Raw genomic sequence first — 16,040 nt, forward strand, 5'->3', positions numbered from 1 at the left:
TTCTTTTTAGTAAAAAAACCAAGAGAGAAATTGCCCTCAAGTAAAAATTTTACTTTTTTTAGGAAAAACTATTGATTATTTTCCTAAAAAAAAGTATGATTTGAAATGAAGAAAGCGTTTTAAAAATGAGGGTGGCATGAATGAAGTGGATTAATTCGTTATTTATCCTGGGTCTACTTATGGGGTTGACTGCTTGTTCTCCAAATGAAGCAACGCAGACGCAAGCATTTTCCCAAAGCAGCGAAAAGCAATTAAAAGAACGAGCGCTTTGTTATTCTGACGAAGATTTTTCGCAAGGTGTCGTCCCGTTGCATGAATTCGTGAAGCTATCTGGCACCATCGTAAAGAGTGATGCGAAAACAGCAGACATTGAGAAAGGGGATCGATTTATTCTAGAAACAGCGGCTGGACAGTACCAAGTATTCAATGAACAAAGTCAACAACTGAAACTGCAAGATGTGGTGACGGTCTACGGAGAATATTATGGTTTTATTAAAGCGACATTGATTGAAAGGAAGGATGCGGATGCAATCACAGAAGCTGCAGCAATTGAAAAAGAATAAATTTGAAAGTTATGAAGATGTAGCAGCCGGCTTCAAAACGATCATGGATCAACTCAAACCCGCTTTTGCAAGCAGTCGTCCCGGTCATTTGGCTTTAGGCAGCCATGGGACTGTCTATGAGAAAGAGGTACAGGAACTTGAAGCGTTCTTGCGACCGCTTTGGGGACTCGCGCCTTATCTAACCCAGCAAGAAGATTCATTCATGGAAACCTATCTCTCAGGAATTATTGCGGGTACAGATCCAGAGAGTCCCGATTATTGGGGTGTTGTGGAAGACTTCGACCAACGAATCGTGGAAATGGCTTCGCTAAGTACCTTTTTACTATTAAACAAGGAAAAAACGTGGGATGTTTTATCCCAACGCCAAAAAGATAATCTCCATGCGTGGCTGATCCAAGTCAATCAACGAGAAATTCCCGCAAACAATTGGCATTTCTTTCGGGTTCTCGTCAATGTAGCCATGAAGCGTTGTGGCAGCAGCTTTTCCCAAGAAAAGATCGATGCTGACTTGGCATTGATCGAGACCTTTTATTTAGGGGAAGGATGGTACTGTGACGGAGTAGCCACTCAAATCGATTACTATGTATCTTTTGCGATCCACTACTACAGTCTTCTGTACTGTCGATTTGTCCCTGAAGATCTTGAAAGGACAACGAAGTTCAAACAACGAGCCACCGAGTTTGCTCAAACCTTCAAGCATTGGTTTGCAGCAGGTGGAGCTGCCGTTCCTTTTGGTCGAAGTTTGACGTATCGCTTTGCGCAAGTTTCTTTCTTCAGCGCATTGGTTTTTGCGGATGTTGAAGCATTGCCATGGGGAGAGATCAAAGGGTTGATCAGTCGTCACCTGCATCAGTGGATGCAGCAAGACATTTTTACTTCCGAAGGGATACTGACGGTCGGCTATTCGTACCAGAATCTGATCTTTGCCGAAGGCTACAATGCACCAGGTTCACCTTATTGGGCGTTAAAAACCTTTCTTTTGTTAGCGGTACCAAAGGAGCATCCCTATTGGCAAGCCACCCCAACGCCATTAGTGATCACTGAAAGAACACTGGCTCATCCCATCAGTAAGAACTTTTATCAACACAATCAAGACTTGACGCATGCCTTGATGTTTCCTGCAGGACAATGTATCAACTATCAAAGTCATGCCAGCAGCAAATATAGCAAATTTGTCTACTCAACGACGTTTGGCAATAGCGTGCCCAAGAGCAATTATTGGTTTTATGAAGGAAATTATGACAACACATTGGCTTTATCAGAAGATGACCATTACTTTCGCACCAAAGGATTGGATCGCCAGTATCAGCTTTTACCTGATCGGATCATTCATGAATGGAATCCATGGGAAGACGTCCAGATAAAAACAACAATCATTCCACTGATAGGCAGTCACCTTCGCATTCATGAGATCAATTCTCAGCGCGCCCTTTCTTTCTATGAGGGTGGGTTTTCATCACCGAAAGAGGCAACTGCCATCACTGAAAAAACCACAAGCAGCGCTGCGGTACGAACATCGATCGGCTATTCGAAAATCGAGGCGATCGCTGGCTATGAAACGAGCGATGTCCTACGAACGGAGCCAAATACGAACCTCTTGTATCCTGCAACGTGGCTGCCGTATCTAACTGCTCAACGACAAGCGGGAAAGCACCTGTTCGTTTCCCTCGTCACCGGCTTGCTTCCACAAGAACAAGAACAAGCAGTGACCGTCGAAGTGACAACAGACAACATTACGATCAATCAATCCGGACAAACGATCCAGGTTGAGCGAATAGGAGGAAAAAATGGAAACCAGCTATGACGTACAGCTATCACAATGGATAGCCGAGCAAATCGACTTCACCGTTAATCAAGTAAGAAAGAATACTAAGACCTTTGACACGTTGGTCCCACCGGCAGCAAGTGAACAGCTTGTCTATCGACCAGAAGCCAACCATGATTGGACGGCGAGTTTTTGGACTGGCATGTTGTTTTTGAGTAAAGAACTGACGGGATCAACAGAATTTGATGAAACCATCGAAAAACAGCTGCACTCTTTCCAAGAACGATTGAACCAAAGAATTGGATTAGAAACCCATGATATCGGGTTTTTGTATAGTTTGACTGCGATTGCCGACTATCGAGTGAACGGACGGGAATCTTCGAAAAAACTCGCGATTGCCGCCGCCAATCTATTGATGGCCCGTTACTCACCCAAAGCCCAGATCATTCAAGCGTGGGGCGATCTCGATGATCCGCAACAACGGGGGCGCATCATTATTGATTGCTTGATGAATTTGCCGCTATTGTATTTTGCTTCCCAAATGACCGGGGATGAATCCTACAAAAAAGCAGCCTATGCCCATGCCAAGCAGACCCAGAAATACATCGTGCGAGACAACGCCACGACGTACCACACCTATTACTTCGACGTTGAAACTGGAGCGGCGATCGGCGGCAATACCCAACAAGGCTATGCCGATGATTCCTGCTGGGCAAGAGGGCAAGCGTGGGGCATCTACGGATTTACGCTGAGTTACCTTTACACCGGTGATACCAGTTTCTTGAAGACTGCTCAAGACCTTGCGGAATACTTTATTGCTGAATTACCGGCGGACAAGGTCAGTTATTGGGATTTAGTGTTTAACGATGGTAGTCAGGAAGAAAGGGATAGTTCGGCCGCCGCCATCGCAGTCTGTGGCTTGCTAGAACTGGCGAAACATTTACCGATCACGCAGCCAAACCAAGCCGCCTATCAGGAAAACGCCTTGGCGATCTTGGCATCGTTAGCCCAAAACTATACAACGATCGACCATCCCGAATCAAACGGACTATTGATGCATGGGGTTTATGACAAGAATTCCCTCAAAGGGGTCGATGAATGCATGATCTGGGGCGATTATTATTACATGGAAGCGCTGATGCGGGTGTCACAAAGTTGGTATTCCTATTGGTAGTTTTAGGGGCGACCCTTTAAAAAAATGTTTAATGGAGGAATGAAAATGCACTTTTTGAAAAAAGGTTTATTAGCAGCAACGATGTTTGGGGCAATCGCAGCTTTGGCAGCCTGTGGAGGCGGAGCGACAGATGATTCCGCTGCTTCTGAAGATGGCGATATCAAATTGACCGTAACCACTTGGAATTACGATACGACACCTGAATTCGAAAAACTATTCCGTGCCTTTGAAGAAGCGAATCCGGGCATTACCGTTGAGCCTGTCGATATTGCTTCAGATGATTATGATACCAAACTGACGACCATGCTCTCTTCCGGAGATACGACAGATATTTTGACCATGAAAAATTTACTTTCTTACTCTAATTATGCGTTGCGGGACCAATTGGTGGATCTCACCGACCATATCGGATCATTGGATATTGCCCCAGCGCAAGAAAGCTATGACATGTATGACGTAGAAGGCAAAACCTATGCACAACCGTATCGGACGGATTTTTGGGTCTTATATTATAACAAAAAAATGTTCGATGAAGCAGGCTTAGACTACCCATCGAACATCACCTGGGACGAATATGAGGAGCTTGCCAAGCAGCTAACAAAACCAGACGAACAAATTTATGGTGCGTATCAACACACATGGCGTTCTACTACTCAAGCGATTGCAGCTGCTCAAAATGGTGCCAACTTGATCGATCCTCAATACGACTACTTAGAAGAATATTATGATCGTGCATTGCGGATGCAAGACGATAAAGCACAAATGGACTTTGGGACAGCAAAATCAACGAAAGTTACGTATCAATCACAATTTGAAAATGAAAAAGCAGCCATGATGTACATGGGAACTTGGTATATGGGTGCATTGATGACCAATATCGACGATGGCAAGACAGATGTCGAGTGGGGCATTGCGGAAATGCCGCAAAATGAAAAAGGGGAAGTAACGACATTTGGTTCTCCGACTGCTTTTGCCATCAATAAAAATTCAAAACATCAAGAAGCTGCGCAAAAATTCTTAGACTTTTGTTCCGGTGAAGAAGGCGCCAAAGTATTAGCAGAAGTCGGTGTCGTTCCTTCATATAAGACTGATGCCATTGATGAACTTTACTTCTCCCGTGAAGGCATGCCCGCCGATGAAGTATCGAAAAAAGCCTTCAATCCAGAAACCGTCGCGATCGAGTTTCCTGTCGATGAAAATGGACCAGCGATCGACAAAATCTTGCAAGAAGAACATGACTTGATCCTTGTAGGGGATGAAACACCAAAAGAAGGCATTGCGAATATGGAAAAAAGGGTGAAATCTGAAACAGAATAGTCCTAACGAGAGAAGGGACTTGGGCAAAAAAGTTCCTTCTCTTTATTAATGAAAGGGGGCCTGCTGGCAAGCAGCAGGAGACAAATATGGAAATAACCTCAAAATCAAAAGCAGCCAATAAGTTGAAACGCAAAAATACGCTAACCGCGCTGTCTTTTATTGCACCGAACTTTATCGGCTTTTTCTTATTTACCTTAGTGCCAGTTGTGTTCTCATTGATTCTGGCTTTCATGGAATGGGATTCCTTTAGTTCGCCTGAATTTGTGGGAATGAAAAATTTCAGCAAAATGCTAGGGGACGACACCTTTTGGATCTCGTTAAAGAACACCTTTCTCTATACGATTGGCGTCGTTCCATTAACGTTAGTATGTTCCTTAGGCTTAGCGATTTTATTGAATAAAAAAGTACGTGGAATGAAGTTTTTCCGTACTGCCTTCTTCTTTCCTTATGTCACCTCGTTAGTTGCGATCGCTGTCGTGTGGAACATGTTGTTTCACCCAACGATGGGACCAATCAATCAGTTTTTGAAATTTTTTATTGAAAATCCTCCTGGTTGGACCTCCAGCTCTGATTGGGCTTTGACGGCGATCATCATAGTCAGCGTCTGGCGTGGCATGGGGTATTACATGATCTTATACTTGGCAGGGCTACAAAGTGTGCCAAAGGAATTGTATGAAGCGGCTTCGATCGATGGGGCCAACAAGTGGCAGCAGTTTCGCAACGTGACATTGCCGTCCTTACGACCAACGACCTTCTTTGTTTCGATCATGCTGGTCATCAACTGTTTCAAGATCTTCGATTTGGTCCAAGTCATGACTGCCGGCGGACCCGGTCGAGCCACCAATGTCTTGGTGTATCAAATTTACAACGAAGCGTTTGTGAAATTTAATTTTGGTTACGCATCTGCGATCGCCATGGTCTTGTTTGTGATCGTTTTGGGCATCACGGTGATCCAGTTTAAGTGGAACCAAAGACAAGAACGCGTGTAAGGAGGGAGTACAGATGGAAAATACACTGAGTAAAAAGAATGTTCAAGCCAAACCAAAACAAAAAGCCAAGCTGTCGGTCGGCAGTGTCTCCTTGATTCTTTTATTAACATTTCTCGCGTTAGTGACACTGATCCCGTTTCTTTGGATGATCTCTGCTTCTTTTAAGACCAATAACGATGTTTTTAGCGTACCGATCCAATGGATTCCAAAAAGTTGGCACCCAGAAAACTATACGGTGATCTGGGATCGCATTCCTTTGCTGACTTTTTTCAAGAACACAGCTTTTTTGAGCATCATCATTACCTTGATCCAACTGTTTACCTCTAGCTTTGCGGCCTATGGGTTTTCGAAGATGCATTTCAAAGGACGCGACCTGTTGTTTCTGACATACATCGGTACGATTGCGATTCCTTGGCAATCCTATATGATTCCTCAGTTCATCATGATGCGCCAGTTCGGGCTGACAGACACGCTTTGGTCTTTGGTCCTCTTACAAGCCTTCAGTGCCTTTGGGGTCTTTTTGTTGAAACAATACTATAGTAGTATTCCTGACTCATTGTGTGAAAGTGCGCGGATCGACGGCTTGAGTGAGTGGGGGATCTATCGAAAAATCATTCTACCACTGACGAAGCCCGCCTTAGCGAGTCTGACCATCATCACCTTCGTCAATACGTGGAACGATTATATGGGACCATTTATCTACCTTTCCTCAACCGAAAACAAAACCATTCAGTTAGGGTTGAAAATGTTTGTCGGCTTATATGATGCCGAGTACGCCCTGATCATGGCAGCATCTGTGGTCTCCATTTTGCCAGTAGCGATCGTCTTTTTAGCAATGCAAAAATACTTCGTAGAAGGAATCGCTACTTCGGGAATGAAAAATTGAGGTGATCAATCATGTTTACCAAACCTACCTTTGAAAACAATCTTTACATGCGGATCTTCCGCTGGCTATATATTGGCTTTGCCCTGAATATCAGTTTTTGGGTCGTGAACACACCCTACACCCTCACGGCAATGTTCTTGGCAGTCGATCCTAGAAACCTCCTTTGGTTTGCATTGGCACTCTTGCTGATTGGGCCAAGCATAATCAGCCTCCTGGCTGCGATCGATCGCTTTGCAGAACACAAAGACATCGATCCTGTAAAAGATTTCTGCTACTTTTTACGAACCTTTGCCGTGCGCGGGTTTCTCTATTGGCTCATCGGCTGGCTGGGAAGTGTCATTGCGATCGTGGATATTCTGTTTGCGGTTCAATTTGAAAGTGGCAAATGGTTCGTTCCGTTCTTTCTTTTGTTAGGGATGCTTTCCATAGCTCTTAGTATCAACGCGTGGTACTTCCAAGTGCGTAATCCAAAAGCCGCTAAGAAAGATGTCCTGCGTACCGCACTTTTCTTCACTTTGAAAAAATGGCCTGTTAGTTTGTTAGCAACCTTTTTGTTTGTTGCCGTTTTTGTCGCCTTGATTTTGAAGCCGCAATTTGGCTTTACTCTTTTTCCAGTCCTTTTTTTCGGACTCCTTTATTTAAACTTACGGAAATTTCAGATAAAATAGAAAGAAAGTCGTCTACGAATAAAGGAGACGACTTTTTTTAGGAGAAAGGGGGGCTTGAAGATGGCAGAAACAGTCACACTTCAACCGATTACGGAAGAAATGATTGCTGAACTTTGGTCGATCAGCTATGGACCAAAGGCAGATTTAGAATGGAAAAAATGGGACGGACCGTATTTCCAAGACCCCGTGTTGACGTGGGAAGAATTTCGAACGGGGTTTGGCGCTAGCTGTATCGACAACCCGTTACGTAAAGCGATAAGCTATCAAGGAAGAATCGTAGGGATCGCTACCGCTTATTGGGAAGACAATACCTTGCAGCAGTGGTTGGAATTCGGGATAGCCATCTATGATGCTTCCCTTTGGAATCAAGGCATTGGCAGCCAAGCAATTCGCCAGTGGATCAATGAGTTGTTTGAATCACAGCTTCATATCCAGCGAGTCGGGTACACCACGTGGTCCGGTAATCACCGCATGATGAAACTAGGAGAAAAGCTAGGGATGACCAAAGAAGCCCAGATCCGCAAAGTCCGTTTCTGGGAAGGCACCTATTATGATTCCATCAAGTATGGCATCTTGCGAGAAGAATGGGCACAGCAGAAGTGAAGGTAGGGGATACGAAATTTTTTCGTGTCCTCTTTCGTTGTTGATGATTGATCAGATGCATTTTGCGTATAGTAAAGTACCTAGTAAAAAAAGGGCTGCTCTCCTAGCTGTATTTTGTAATTACAGTAATTACGTGGTAAAATAGACTATATATGTTATGAAGGAAAGGTGATTGTTTTGGATACAGTGAAAACAAGAAAGCAAGGAAATGCGGTAATGGTCACGCTAGCAAGTAAGTTTGAGATTCCTGCTGGTAAGACCTACTTTATCAGCAAAGAAGACGATGGTACGATTTCCTTGATTCCTAAGATCGATGATTATTTTTTAGCTGCTAAAGAGAAAGAATTTGTTGATGAAGAAGATATGCTAGCTGCTGATTTTATTGTTGAAGGCAGGCTGCTTGATGAATAGGCTCGAACAAGGGACTCTTGTATTTATTGATTTTGATCCCTCGAAAGGGAGTGAAATCAAAAAGCGCAGGCCTGCTTTAGTCATCAGCAGGGATGAGTACAGTTACACCTCAAATTTGATCATTGTTTGTCCAATAACGAGTACAGATCGGAAGCGTCCTTACTTTGTCGATATTCAACACGACAAATTGAAACCTGGGAGTAAAGTAAATACAAAGCAAGTTTATACGCTAGATTATTCCGAGCGTGGCGGTAGAAAGATTGAAATTTTAGGGAAACTATCAAAAAAAGAACTGATTAACGTTGCACAGCATTTTATGATGAACTTTAATTTTCCATTATAGTTAAAAAACAGCAGGATGGAAAAAGTGAAGGACCCTCACAAAAAACGAGTGAGGGTCCTTCACTTTGATTTCCTAAGAATACAAGGTTTCAACAATAGAGAAAAGAAGATAGTTGAAAGATAAAAGTAAAATTTCAAAAATAGTCGACTTTCTGAACAATAACCATGTACTATCTCTATGTAATACTTTATAATAATTCCAATGTACAGATTAGAAATATTTTAAAAAAGTCGGGAATAGCGTTTGAAGTTCATTCTCAATTAGTCTAAAATAGTGAGAAAGAAAAGATACTGGAGGGAAAGAAATGTCAGTTTTAGAAATCAAAAATCTACACGTCCAAATCGAAGATAAAAAGATCTTAAAAGGCGTTGACTTAGTGTTAAAAACTGGAGAGATCCATGCCATCATGGGACCAAACGGTACAGGGAAATCAACCTTGTCCGCTGCCATCATGGGCAACCCGAATTATGAAGTGACAGAAGGAGAAATTTTGTTCGACGGCGAAAACGTCTTGGAAATGGAAGTGGATGAGCGAGCTCGCTTAGGTTTGTTCTTGGCGATGCAATACCCAAGTGAAATTCCAGGCATCACCAATGCAGAATTCATGCGGGCAGCGATCAATGCCAAACGTGACGAAGACGACAAAATCTCTGTCATGGATTTCTTGAAAAAATTAGATGAAAAAATGGATTTATTGAATATGCCCGAAGAAATGGCGGAACGCTATCTGAATGAAGGCTTCTCTGGTGGAGAAAAGAAACGAAATGAAATCTTGCAATTGTTGATGCTAGATCCAACCTTTGCGATTTTGGATGAGATCGACTCTGGTCTAGATATCGATGCCTTGAAAGTCGTAGCAAAAGGCGTCAATGAAATGCGGGGCGAAGGCTTTGGCGCTTTGATCATCACCCATTACCAACGTCTGTTAAACTACATCACACCAGACGTGGTTCATATCATGATGGAAGGCCGTGTCGTGATGACCGGTTCGGCAGACTTAGCCAAACGCCTAGAAGCAGAAGGCTATGCTGGGATCAGTAAAGAGTTAGGGATCGACTACAAAGAAGAAGAAGCGTAAGGAGGCAAGGTAAATGGCAAAATTACAGGATTATCTTGAACAAGTCAACGTTTTTTCAGCGTTAAAAGAAGAGCCTGAATGGATGTTGGAATTACGCCAAGCAGCCCTTGCGAAAGTGGATGAACTTGCGTTTCCAAAAATCGAGCGGGTGCGTTACGAGCGTTGGCCATTGTTCAATATCGACGAACAAGCACTTGCTGGTGAGTACGCTTTGTCAGAAGAAGAAGTGGCAGGCGCAGTTCCCGCCTTTGACGCGATGGATAACCATCCGACCCTCGTTCAGTTCGATGACACCACCATCTTTGAGCAATTACCGCAAGAGTTGATCGACAAAGGCGTGATCTTTACCGACTTGTTTACAGCAATGAAAGAAGTACCAGAGTTGGTCAATCAATACTACATGACCAAAGCAGTGCCAATGGATGAAGACAAAATGACCGCAGCACATGCGGCGTTTATGAATAGCGGCATGTTCTTGTATGTACCAAAAAACGTGGTGATCGAAGAACCCCTTGAAGCGATTTTCTACCACAATGGCAATAGCCAAGCGCATTTCTTCAAACACATTTTGATCGTTGCTGATGAGCACAGTGAGTTTAGCTACTTGGAACGTTTCCAAACCAAAGGCGACCAAGCGAAAAAACTGTCTGGCAATATCGTAGTGGAAGTGATCGCCAAAGCAGGTGCGAAGGTCAAATTCTCTGCGATTGATCAGTTAGGTGTCAACATCACTACGTACATGAATCGTCGCGGCTATGTATTACGAGATGCGATGGTAGATTGGGCAATTGGAGTCATGAATGACGGCGACGTCGTGGCGGACTTTGATTCTGATCTTGTAGGCGAAGGCGCGCATTCGGAAGTCAAAGCGGTCGCAATCAGTGCTGGGCGTCAAACACAAGGGATCGATACCCGCGTCACCAATAAAGCACCGCATTCCATTGGTCATATCCTGCAACACGGCGTTATCAGAGAACGCGGCGTCTTAACCTTTAACGGTATCGGACACATTTTAAAAGGAGCCAAAGGAGCGGACGCGCAACAAGAAAGCCGTGTCCTAATGCTTTCAGACCAAGCCCGTGGCGATGCTAACCCAATCCTTTTGATCGATGAGCACGAAGTAACAGCCGGACACGCAGCCAGTGTGGGACGGGTCGATCCAGAAGAAATGTACTACTTGATGAGTCGTGGGTTGCGCAAAGAAGAAGCGGAACGTTTGGTGATTCGTGGTTTCTTAGGATCCGTTTTGACCGCGATCCCAGTCAAAGAAGTGCAACAAGAATTGGTTGCCGTTATCGAAGGGAAGTTGCTCGCATGATCGATGCCCAAAAAGTGAAACAAGCGTTTCCCATCTTGGATCAGCTCGTAAATGACGAACCATTGATCTACCTCGACAATGCCGCCACTACGCAAAAACCAGAGGCAGTGCTGCAGGCAATCACCGATTATTACCATCAAGACAATGCCAACGTTCATCGTGGGGTTCATACCCTCGCAGAACGGGCGACCCATTCCTATGAAGGCGCACGAGAAAAGGTTCGCCGTTTTATCCATGCGAGTGAGACGGCGGAAGTGCTGTTTACTCGAGGGACGACCACTGGTTTAAATTGGGTCTCCCGCAGCTACGGCGACCGTTTTGTCAATGAAGGCGATGAAATCGTGATTTCTTATATGGAACATCACTCCAATATCATCCCTTGGCAGCAATTAGCTGCTCGGAAAAAAGCTACCTTGAAATATATCCAGTTGACACCAGAAGGCACCTTGGACATGGAAGATGCCAAGAAACAGATCACAGACAAAACCGCCATCGTTTCGATCGCGCACGTTTCCAATGTTTTAGGCGTGATCAATCCGATTGCAGAGCTAACCAAATTGGCGCATCAGCACCAAGCCGTCATGGTGGTGGATGGTGCTCAGGCTGTTCCACATATGGCAGTTGATGTCCAAGCACTGGATTGTGATTTCTATGCCTTTTCTGGCCATAAAATGTGCGGACCAACTGGCATCGGTGTCTTATACGGCAAACGGCAATGGCTGGATCAAATGGAGCCCGTCGAATTTGGCGGTGAAATGATCGATTTTGTCCATCTGCAAGAAAGCACGTGGAAAGAACTGCCGTGGAAATTTGAAGCGGGCACACCAAATATTGCCGGCGCGATCGGCTTAGGTGCAGCGGTCGATTACTTAACAGAAATCGGCTTAGAAAACATCCACGCCCATGAAGCAGACTTAGCTGCCTACGTTTTGCCCAAACTGCAAGCCATTGAAGGTTTGACCATCTATGGTCCCCAAGAAGCAGCAAAACGCACGGGAGTGATCGCCTTTAATCTAGCAGGCATCCATCCTCATGATGTTGCCACCGCTTTAGACATGGAAGGCATCGCGGTACGGGCAGGTCATCATTGTGCCCAACCCCTCTTGACCTATTTGCAAGTCCCAGCGACTGCACGGGCCAGCTTTTACCTGTATAATACAAGAGAGGACGCCGATCGACTGGTTGACGCCATCAAGCTGACGAAGGAGTTTTTCCAACATGGCACTAACGAAATTAGATAATTTGTATCGACAAGTCATTCTGGATCATTCCAGCCACCCACATCATCGGGGCACCTTGGATGATTCAACGTACAAAGTCGAATTGAATAACCCTACCTGTGGCGACGTGATCCACTTGGAGCTCGCTGTCGAAGGCGACACCATCAAAGACATCGCGTTTACTGGCGAAGGCTGTTCCATCAGTACCGCCAGTGCATCCATGATGGGGGATGCGATTATCGGTAAGACACTAGCAGAAGCTGGTGAGCTATCAGGCTTGTTTTCTGATCTCGTCCAAGGAAACGACATTCCCCAAAGCGATCGTTTAGGCGATGCTTCCATGCTTGGGGGTGTGGCGAAGTTTCCTGCACGCATCAAGTGTGCGACCTTAGCTTGGAAAGCATTAGAAAAAGCCATTGCTGCCGACAGTACACAAGCATCTGTCAGTCACAGCCACGCCAATGAATCTGATACTGAAGAAACCAGCGAATAGACAACCGCACTACAAAAGGAGTGAGAACCATGGGTGTACCCGAATTAGAAGAATATAAATTTGGCTTCCACGATGACGTGCAGCCTGTTTTTAGTACCGGCGAAGGATTGACCGAAGACATCGTCCGTGAAATCTCACGGGTCAAGCAAGAGCCAGAATGGATGCTTGAGTTCCGCTTGAAGTCTCTTGAAGCCTTCAACAAGATGCCCATGCAAAACTGGGGCCCAGACCTGTCTGACATCGATTTTGATGCCATCAAATATTACCAAAAACCAAGTGATCGTCCTGCCCGTGATTGGGATGACGTACCAGAAAAAATCAAAGAGACCTTTGAACGCATTGGTATTCCAGAAGCCGAGCGGGCATACCTGGCCGGCGCTTCTGCCCAATACGAATCAGAAGTCGTTTACCACAACATGAAAGAAGAGTTTGAAAAACTTGGCATCGTATTTACCGATACCGATTCAGCCTTGAAGGAATACCCTGAGCTGTTCAAACAATACTTCTCAAAATTAGTCCCACCAACCGATAATAAGCTTGCTGCTTTAAACTCAGCCGTTTGGTCAGGTGGTACCTTTATCTATGTACCAAAAGGCGTTCGTGTCGATGTGCCATTACAAACCTATTTCCGGATCAATGCCGAAAATACCGGTCAGTTCGAACGAACATTGATCATCGTTGACGAAGGCGCCAGCGTCCATTACGTTGAAGGCTGTACTGCCCCAACCTATTCAAGCAATAGTTTGCACGCAGCCATCGTTGAAATTTTTACCCTAAAAGACGCTTACTGCCGCTACACCACCATTCAAAACTGGTCAGACAACGTCTACAACCTAGTAACCAAACGGGCCAAAGCCTTAGAAGGTGCTACCGTTGAATGGATCGATGGCAACCTAGGTGCCAAAACAACCATGAAATACCCAAGTGTGTATCTTGATGGCAAAGGCGCACGGGGCACGATGCTTTCCATTGCCTTTGCAGGTGCCAACCAAATCCAAGATACCGGTGCAAAAATGATCCACAATGCACCAAACACCTCCAGCTCCATCGTCTCAAAATCAATTTCTAAAGACGGCGGTGCAGTAAACTACCGTGGACAAGTCACCTTCGGCAAGAAGAGCGCAGGCTCTATCTCCCATATCGAGTGTGACACCATCATCATGGATGACCTATCGAAATCTGATACCATCCCATTCAATGAGATCCACAACAGCCAAGTGTCCCTAGAACACGAAGCCAAAGTCTCCAAAATCTCAGAAGAACAACTGTACTACCTAATGAGCCGCGGCCTCTCCGAAGGCGAAGCAACCGAAATGATCGTCATGGGATTCGTCGAACCATTCACCAAAGAATTACCGATGGAATACGCAGTCGAATTGAACCGGTTGATTAGTTATGAGATGGAAGGTAGTGTAGGGTAATTGAATTGATTAAGCTAGAAATGCCTACTTGCAGGTGTTTCTGGCTTTTTTTATTTTGGGTGTGTATAAAGTAACACCATTTGGATATAAATTTTTAGAGAGATTTAACTACTATGCAGTTATTTTTGCATTGTTAAGCCTAAATAAAATAATTAGTAGCGCCCAATTATGAAAGTATACGTTTGCTGAATATATGAATGATAAAGGTAAAGAGACAAAACTATGGTATGTTACAAAAGATAATTTTGGAAAAGATACAGCAATTGAGTCTGTTTTAGTATTTGATAAGGATAATAAAATTAGCAGATATAAGAATACTAAGTTAACTATCGGCGAAGTCTCTAATATGACAGATGTAGAGATATTAGAAAAAGATAAGCAAGATGAATTTGATTATCAATCAGCTAGGGTTCAAGGTGTACGAGAAGATATTGCAATAGCGGAGGAGCTATTAGAGAAAAGCGACAGTTCCATAGTAAAATCAGGAAAAGAAATCCTATCCAAGATAAAATCAGTTAATAATTTGAACCCAATTGATATCTAACCATCAGATTTTTATTTCAATTATTATCACTTATTCTTCAGGAAATCCGACGGATAAGGAAGAGCTTTCATTTATTATTCATGAAGTGAGTTACCCTGATTCTAGTTATACAGGATTATATAATGTGGGAGGAGATTTGTATGCGGTTGGGGACGATTATGTAAATGATGAGACAATCAACGAGGCAATCACTAACAAAGAATATCAAATGCGCACAGTGCAAAACGAGGTAACTTATGAAATTACGGCTCCGAAGGTAGTACGAGCGCCCAAAGTTTATGAAAGTACGTATAATTATTTTCCTATTGAGCCTCTGGGATGTCTATAGCCTTCAGACCAAAAGATTTGGTATCAATTCAATTTGATCAACCAGATACGGATATTGAGAATATTACCATTGATGAATAGTCTTGTGCTCCACTTTTTTTATGAATGAGGATTTTTTGTTTATTTTTCACTACAAGAAAAAGTATTTTTTAGAATTATTGAAAATATTCCACGATTTTTATTCGAAATGCTAGAAAATGGACAATGTGACTAAAAAAGTATGGTATCATAAGTGAAAACGCTCACTAAGGGGGTTGTATTATGCTTTATTTAACTGTTCCATTTGAACAAAAAGAGTTGGCTAAACAATTAGGTGCGAAGTGGGATCCAAAAGAAAAAAAGTGGTATGTTGAAAATTAAAATGACTATGTAAAGTTCAAAGAGTGGGTTGACGGATGTATTATCGTCAAAGACAACTTTCTAATTATTGAAGGTCAGCAGACGTGTTGGAAATGTCATGAAAATACGAAGGTTTATGCTGTAGGTGTTTTATCAAATAATATTATTGATTTAGACAGACCAACAGTTTCAGTTCAAAAAGATACTGGTTATGATCTCCAGTTATGGGCATTAAATGATGAAATTCCTAAAAAAATAAGAGAAGAACTTTCGACGAAGTTTGGATGTAAATTTAAATACTCCTACACAGAAAAGAGAAGCTACTTTGCTAATGTTTGTTCTCATTGTGACAGCTTACAGGGAAATTTCTTTTTGTATAATGAACCAGATAGTCCGTTTGGATATATGAATGACAGCGAATTGACAATATATAAGTATGACTTGAAGGAAGATGTGGGCTCTTGGTTGATGTTGGATAGGAGCATTTCACCAGATTATTTTTATTTAAGACGATGTAAGTTTGCTGAGAAATCGTGATTTATTAAATGTACAAATCAATAACGATGACTGTAATGAGGCGA

Annotated in this window: 17 protein-coding genes; all 17 read left to right on the forward strand. The window is 43.4% G+C overall.

Annotated features, from left to right (window positions below):
* Positions 1 to 140 precede the first annotated feature (140 nt).
* Positions 141 to 563, forward strand: a complete 423-nt coding sequence (locus IGJ01_RS02450; RefSeq protein WP_074535302.1) for a hypothetical protein — start codon at positions 141 to 143, stop codon at positions 561 to 563.
* Positions 526 to 2,367: a DUF2264 domain-containing protein gene (locus IGJ01_RS02455; protein WP_430601364.1), complete on the forward strand. Its 1,842-nt coding sequence runs from the start codon at positions 526 to 528 to the stop codon at positions 2,365 to 2,367. The genes IGJ01_RS02450 and IGJ01_RS02455 overlap by 38 nt, the downstream gene beginning before the upstream one ends.
* Positions 2,351 to 3,502 carry a glycoside hydrolase family 88 protein gene (locus IGJ01_RS02460; protein WP_430601365.1) on the forward strand — a complete coding sequence of 384 codons (1,152 nt, stop codon included), beginning with the start codon at positions 2,351 to 2,353 and terminating at the stop codon, positions 3,500 to 3,502. Before IGJ01_RS02455 ends, IGJ01_RS02460 begins: the two co-directional genes overlap by 17 nt.
* Before the next feature lie 45 nt (positions 3,503 to 3,547).
* Positions 3,548 to 4,819: an ABC transporter substrate-binding protein gene (locus IGJ01_RS02465; protein ID WP_086332980.1), complete on the forward strand. Its 1,272-nt coding sequence runs from the start codon at positions 3,548 to 3,550 to the stop codon at positions 4,817 to 4,819.
* Between the two features lie 86 nt (positions 4,820 to 4,905).
* Positions 4,906 to 5,808 carry a carbohydrate ABC transporter permease gene (locus IGJ01_RS02470; protein ID WP_005232126.1) on the forward strand — a complete coding sequence of 301 codons (903 nt, stop codon included), beginning with the start codon at positions 4,906 to 4,908 and terminating at the stop codon, positions 5,806 to 5,808.
* 13 nt (positions 5,809 to 5,821) lie between these two features.
* The gene (locus IGJ01_RS02475; RefSeq protein ID WP_010748766.1) at positions 5,822 to 6,694 is read left to right on the forward strand and encodes a carbohydrate ABC transporter permease; all 873 of its coding nucleotides are present in this window, start codon (positions 5,822 to 5,824) and stop codon (positions 6,692 to 6,694) included.
* Between the two features lie 11 nt (positions 6,695 to 6,705).
* Positions 6,706 to 7,362, forward strand: a complete 657-nt coding sequence (locus IGJ01_RS02480; protein WP_430601366.1) for a DUF624 domain-containing protein — start codon at positions 6,706 to 6,708, stop codon at positions 7,360 to 7,362.
* A gap of 60 nt (positions 7,363 to 7,422) precedes the next feature.
* Positions 7,423 to 7,965: a GNAT family N-acetyltransferase gene (locus tag IGJ01_RS02485; protein ID WP_005232118.1), complete on the forward strand. Its 543-nt coding sequence runs from the start codon at positions 7,423 to 7,425 to the stop codon at positions 7,963 to 7,965.
* 186 nt (positions 7,966 to 8,151) lie between these two features.
* Positions 8,152 to 8,376, forward strand: a complete 225-nt coding sequence (gene mazE, locus IGJ01_RS02490; protein WP_233499125.1) for a type II toxin-antitoxin system PemI/MazE family antitoxin — start codon at positions 8,152 to 8,154, stop codon at positions 8,374 to 8,376.
* Complete coding sequence (locus tag IGJ01_RS02495) at positions 8,369 to 8,719, forward strand: type II toxin-antitoxin system PemK/MazF family toxin (protein WP_005232114.1); 351 nt, start codon at positions 8,369 to 8,371, stop codon at positions 8,717 to 8,719. Before mazE ends, IGJ01_RS02495 begins: the two co-directional genes overlap by 8 nt.
* Positions 8,720 to 9,023: 304 nt before the next feature.
* Positions 9,024 to 9,797 (forward strand): Fe-S cluster assembly ATPase SufC, encoded by a 774-nt coding sequence (sufC, locus tag IGJ01_RS02500; RefSeq protein ID WP_005232112.1) that lies wholly within the window; start codon positions 9,024 to 9,026, stop codon positions 9,795 to 9,797.
* A 13-nt stretch (positions 9,798 to 9,810) separates the two neighbouring features.
* The gene (gene sufD, locus IGJ01_RS02505) at positions 9,811 to 11,115 is read left to right on the forward strand and encodes a Fe-S cluster assembly protein SufD (RefSeq protein WP_016619703.1); all 1,305 of its coding nucleotides are present in this window, start codon (positions 9,811 to 9,813) and stop codon (positions 11,113 to 11,115) included.
* Positions 11,112 to 12,356: a cysteine desulfurase gene (locus IGJ01_RS02510; protein ID WP_061053721.1), complete on the forward strand. Its 1,245-nt coding sequence runs from the start codon at positions 11,112 to 11,114 to the stop codon at positions 12,354 to 12,356. Before sufD ends, IGJ01_RS02510 begins: the two co-directional genes overlap by 4 nt.
* Positions 12,334 to 12,828, forward strand: a complete 495-nt coding sequence (gene sufU, locus IGJ01_RS02515; protein ID WP_244732975.1) for a Fe-S cluster assembly sulfur transfer protein SufU — start codon at positions 12,334 to 12,336, stop codon at positions 12,826 to 12,828. The genes IGJ01_RS02510 and sufU overlap by 23 nt, the downstream gene beginning before the upstream one ends.
* Positions 12,829 to 12,857: 29 nt before the next feature.
* Complete coding sequence (gene sufB, locus IGJ01_RS02520; protein ID WP_016619705.1) at positions 12,858 to 14,249, forward strand: Fe-S cluster assembly protein SufB; 1,392 nt, start codon at positions 12,858 to 12,860, stop codon at positions 14,247 to 14,249.
* A gap of 193 nt (positions 14,250 to 14,442) precedes the next feature.
* Positions 14,443 to 14,793, forward strand: coding sequence for a hypothetical protein (locus IGJ01_RS02525; RefSeq protein WP_275626384.1), 351 nt, complete (start codon positions 14,443 to 14,445; stop codon positions 14,791 to 14,793).
* 588 nt (positions 14,794 to 15,381) lie between these two features.
* A complete protein-coding gene (locus IGJ01_RS02530; RefSeq protein ID WP_430601367.1) occupies positions 15,382 to 15,480 on the forward strand; it encodes a DUF5710 domain-containing protein in 99 nt (32 codons plus the stop codon).
* The last annotated feature ends 560 nt before the right edge of the window (positions 15,481 to 16,040 follow it).

Origin of the sequence: Enterococcus sp. AZ089, assembly GCF_050547225.1 — a bacterium.
Taxonomy (GTDB): Bacteria; Bacillota; Bacilli; order Lactobacillales; family Enterococcaceae; genus Enterococcus_D; species Enterococcus_D entomosocium.

Bases quoted from the DNA above. Each gene is read 5' to 3' on its own strand.
- sufU (WP_244732975.1), top strand. From the start codon at position 12,334: ATGGCACTAACGAAATTAGATAATTTGTATCGACAAGTCATTCTGGAT.
- IGJ01_RS02475 (WP_010748766.1), top strand. From the start codon at position 5,822: ATGGAAAATACACTGAGTAAAAAGAATGTTCAAGCCAAACCAAAACAA.
- IGJ01_RS02450 (WP_074535302.1), top strand. From the start codon at position 141: ATGAAGTGGATTAATTCGTTATTTATCCTGGGTCTACTTATGGGGTTG.
- IGJ01_RS02465 (WP_086332980.1), top strand. From the start codon at position 3,548: ATGCACTTTTTGAAAAAAGGTTTATTAGCAGCAACGATGTTTGGGGCA.
- IGJ01_RS02495 (WP_005232114.1), top strand. From the start codon at position 8,369: ATGAATAGGCTCGAACAAGGGACTCTTGTATTTATTGATTTTGATCCC.
- IGJ01_RS02530 (WP_430601367.1), top strand. From the start codon at position 15,382: ATGCTTTATTTAACTGTTCCATTTGAACAAAAAGAGTTGGCTAAACAA.
- sufB (WP_016619705.1), top strand. From the start codon at position 12,858: ATGGGTGTACCCGAATTAGAAGAATATAAATTTGGCTTCCACGATGAC.
- sufC (WP_005232112.1), top strand. From the start codon at position 9,024: ATGTCAGTTTTAGAAATCAAAAATCTACACGTCCAAATCGAAGATAAA.
- IGJ01_RS02455 (WP_430601364.1), top strand. From the start codon at position 526: ATGCAATCACAGAAGCTGCAGCAATTGAAAAAGAATAAATTTGAAAGT.
- IGJ01_RS02480 (WP_430601366.1), top strand. From the start codon at position 6,706: ATGTTTACCAAACCTACCTTTGAAAACAATCTTTACATGCGGATCTTC.
- IGJ01_RS02470 (WP_005232126.1), top strand. From the start codon at position 4,906: ATGGAAATAACCTCAAAATCAAAAGCAGCCAATAAGTTGAAACGCAAA.
- IGJ01_RS02460 (WP_430601365.1), top strand. From the start codon at position 2,351: ATGGAAACCAGCTATGACGTACAGCTATCACAATGGATAGCCGAGCAA.
- IGJ01_RS02525 (WP_275626384.1), top strand. From the start codon at position 14,443: ATGAATGATAAAGGTAAAGAGACAAAACTATGGTATGTTACAAAAGAT.
- IGJ01_RS02485 (WP_005232118.1), top strand. From the start codon at position 7,423: ATGGCAGAAACAGTCACACTTCAACCGATTACGGAAGAAATGATTGCT.
- IGJ01_RS02510 (WP_061053721.1), top strand. From the start codon at position 11,112: ATGATCGATGCCCAAAAAGTGAAACAAGCGTTTCCCATCTTGGATCAG.
- sufD (WP_016619703.1), top strand. From the start codon at position 9,811: ATGGCAAAATTACAGGATTATCTTGAACAAGTCAACGTTTTTTCAGCG.